This is a genomic window from Flavobacterium sp., from assembly GCF_035760125.1.
In the GTDB taxonomy this organism is placed as follows: domain Bacteria; phylum Bacteroidota; class Bacteroidia; order Flavobacteriales; family Flavobacteriaceae; genus Flavobacterium.
Map to the genome: position 1 here is coordinate 1 of NZ_DASTTN010000410.1, position 3,353 is coordinate 3,353.

The window sequence follows — 3,353 nt, forward strand, 5'->3', positions numbered from 1 at the left end:
GACGGATTGAAGCTGGAATTGATAGAATCCAAAACAGAAGACAATCGCAAACCCTGGGAAACCGACGAAATAAAAGCAGAAAATGCTCTAAAAGGGTTTCATAACATTACTTTGACCCTTACCAACATCAAAGCAACTGCAGCAATTTTGACAAATGTATTTGGATACGAATTAATCGATCAAAATGTGAATCGCTACCGTTATGCAACAAAGGCTGTAGAAAATGCTTCAATAGTGGATTTAGTAGAATTACCAGAGGAAAAGAAAGGTCATGTAGCCAACGGTTCTGTTCATCACGTGGCTTTCCGAGTTGAAAATGATGAAATTTTGATGCACTTTCGTGAAAAAATAGAAGCTTTAGGATTAGGTATAACTCAACAAATTGACCGACAATATTTTCATTCTCTTTATTTTAGAGAACCAGGTGGTGTTCTTTTTGAAATAGCTACTGATAATCCAGGATTTACAGTCGATGAAACACTTGAGAATTTAGGGAAAGATTTAAAATTACCTCATCAATACGAAAGCCGTAGAGAAGAAATAGAAAAACATTTAGTAAAAATTAATTAATCATAACTATGGATTTTCAACCCTTGCATTATATTTTTAAAGGCACAGGAAATGCAAGCGCAAAAACACTTTTGCTCTTGCATGGAACTGGCGGAAATGAGCATGATTTAGTACCATTGGCAAAAAACTTTGGCAATGACATCAATATTTTAAGTCTTCGTGGAAACATAAATGAACAAGGAATGCCTCGATTTTTCAAAAGACTGGGCATGGGCATATTTGATGAAAAAGATTTAGAATTCAGAACCCATGAAATGGTTCATTTCTTAAAAGAAATTGCTAAAAAAGAAGGCTTCGATGTCACAAAATTAATTGCTTTAGGCTATTCAAATGGGGCAAATATTGCTGGAGCCACTTTACTACTTCATTCAGATTTTTTGGCTGGAGCAATATTATACCGCCCGATGCAACCTTTCAAAAACATTCAAATTGGAAAAAGCAATAACCATACACCTTTGTTTTTATCTTCTGGAAAAAATGACCCAACAGTAAAGATTGAAAATACCAATGAGTACCTCAAAATATTAAACGAGAATAACTTGGATGTCACTTTTTATGAAATGAATACGGGACATAATTTAACCCAAGAAGACGTAGATCTGTCTGTTGCTTGGTTCAAAAAGAACTTTTGAAAAGAAAATACTGGAATTGGGTATAAAACACAGTCATTTTGTTTATGAAAAATGACTGTGTTTTATACCCAATTTTTTGATTTTAGAATTGAGTGTTGAAGATGGAATATTCAAAATTTCGGCGGCTCCTCCCATTCCTGAAACCTTTCCTTTACATCTTTTTAGGATGTAAATAATATAATCCCGTTCATTATCATGAATCGTTTTAATAGAGAATTCCTGTTGTTTTTCGCCCTCTTCTTGTTTTTTTGCAAAAGGAAGCTGAATTTCCTTGATGATATTTCCGTCACTCATCAAAATACTACGTTCGATAACATGTTCCAGTTCCCGAATATTACCTGGCCAATCATAAGATAGCAATTGTTGAAGCACATTTTCCTGAAGTAAAGGCGCTTTTAATCCCGTTTTTTCGCTAAATAAATTAATAAAATGAGAAGCCAAAACAGGAATATCTTCCGTTCTTTCTCTTAAGGAAGGAACAAATATTGGAAAAACATAAAGCCTATAATATAAATCCAAACGAAATCTTCCTGCCGCCACTTCTTCCTCAAGATTTCGATTTGTTGCGGCAATAATCCGGACATCAATTTTTATTGGGGAGCGACCACCTACCCTTTCAATTTCTTTTTCCTGTAAAACTCTCAATAATTTTACTTGAAGATCAATGGGCATTTCCCCTATTTCATCCAAAAAAATAGTTCCTCCATCGGCCATTTCAAATTTTCCGATGCGTTTGTCTGCAGCTCCTGTAAATGCTCCTTTTTCATGACCAAAAAACAAGGATTCGGCTAAATTATCTGGAATGGCACCACAATTGATAATAACAAGCGGCTTATCTTTTCGATTGGAAAGGTTGTGAATGCTTTGTGCTACTTTTTCTTTACCCGTTCCGCTTTCTCCCATTATCAGCACTGAAGTTTCGAAAGGAGCCACTTTCTTTATGGAATCAAAAACAGTTATCATTTTTTTACTGTTTCCTATCATGGATTCAAAACCTTGGCGAGGATCTCTAGGAATGTTCAAAATTACTTTTTCCTTGCCATTGAGCTTTTTGTCGGTAATATACATTTCACTTACAAACTCGGTCAATATACTTTTGAGCTTCGTTAACAATGCTAAATGTTCCTCAACATATATTTCAAAATGTCGACTATGAAATGAAAAATTAAAAGTCCTATCATCAATAATCAAAGGAATTACAATAAAGGATTTGATTCCAAAAGTATGCAACACCAGCCTCTTAATTGGCGAATTCTGACTTACTTTTACAAAACTATCACCCTGATAAATTTGAGCAGTTTCCAGTTTTAAGGATTTGGAGTGCAAATCGATTAACTCTTCTTTTTTGAAGTTTGTTATTTTAGAAAATTTATCAATGTTAATCATTTCGTAAACATCAAAATTCCTTCTAAACAACCCAACTGCATTAGTGACCTCATCAATAAATCCTGCAGTCATATAGTCAAATGGAATATAGGTTTGTAGTGTTTTTCCTAATTGTAATAAAGCCTGCTCCCATTTTAAAGAGGAAAAAGTGATTTCATTAATATTTTTCTCTAAAATTTTCTCTTGTAACAGTTGTGTTTCAACACCGTGTTTATGGCGATAGCAAGCAATATCCAAAGTTATCAATACATCCTGATCACGAAATGGTTTGACTATAAATCCATAAGGCTGCGTTTTTTTGGCTTCTTCCAATATGCTTTTACTGGAATTCGCCGACAGATATATGAACCCAATATGTTTTTCTTTCAGTATTTTGGCTAAATCAATACCCGTTTCTTTTCCTTTGAGAAAAATGTCCACAAAAACTAAATCTGGAGTTTCTTTTTCAATAAATTCCAATGCTTGGGCAACCGAACGTACTAATCCCATCACTTCATAATCAGCCTTTTCAAGAATTAACTGCAAATCATGTGCTTCAATAAACTGGTCCTCAACTATTAATATTTTCTTCTTAAGAGTTGAATTTAATTTTATGCTTACTTCATTCGTTATTGCATTCATAAAGCTATTATTATTGATTAGTAGTAAATCGAGAATAACAAACAAAAATGCTGGCAGGCTGGTTTATTAAAATCAATTAATCACTGGAAAAGTTATTTATACAATTATCTGATATAAAATTAGTTATTAAAAATCAAACTAAAA

Annotated in this window: 3 protein-coding genes; 2 read left to right on the top strand and 1 reads right to left on the bottom strand. The window is 33.4% G+C overall.

Annotated features, from left to right (window positions below):
• Together VFS71_RS14500 and VFS71_RS14505 are read left to right on the top strand one after the other, a co-directional pair.
• The coding region (locus VFS71_RS14500) for a VOC family protein (protein ID WP_326402111.1) at window positions 1-570 on the top strand (570 nt) is incomplete at its 5' end.
• A gap of 8 nt (window positions 571-578) precedes the next feature.
• Window positions 579-1,202 carry an alpha/beta hydrolase gene (locus VFS71_RS14505; RefSeq protein WP_326402112.1) on the top strand — a complete coding sequence of 208 codons (624 nt, stop codon included), beginning with the start codon at window positions 579-581 and terminating at the stop codon, window positions 1,200-1,202.
• Window positions 1,203-1,244: 42 nt separating this feature from the next.
• Here VFS71_RS14505 and VFS71_RS14510 read toward each other — a convergent pair whose 3' ends face one another.
• Window positions 1,245-3,209: a sigma 54-interacting response regulator gene (locus tag VFS71_RS14510; RefSeq protein ID WP_326402113.1), complete on the bottom strand. Its 1,965-nt coding sequence runs from the start codon at window positions 3,207-3,209 to the stop codon at window positions 1,245-1,247.
• Window positions 3,210-3,353 lie beyond the last annotated feature (144 nt).

What these genes read in the sequence shown, in the direction of transcription:
- VFS71_RS14510 (WP_326402113.1), bottom strand. Translation starts at nt 3,209, where the DNA reads ATGAATGCAATAACGAATGAAGTAAGCATAAAATTAAATTCAACTCTT.
- VFS71_RS14505 (WP_326402112.1), top strand. Translation starts at nt 579, where the DNA reads ATGGATTTTCAACCCTTGCATTATATTTTTAAAGGCACAGGAAATGCA.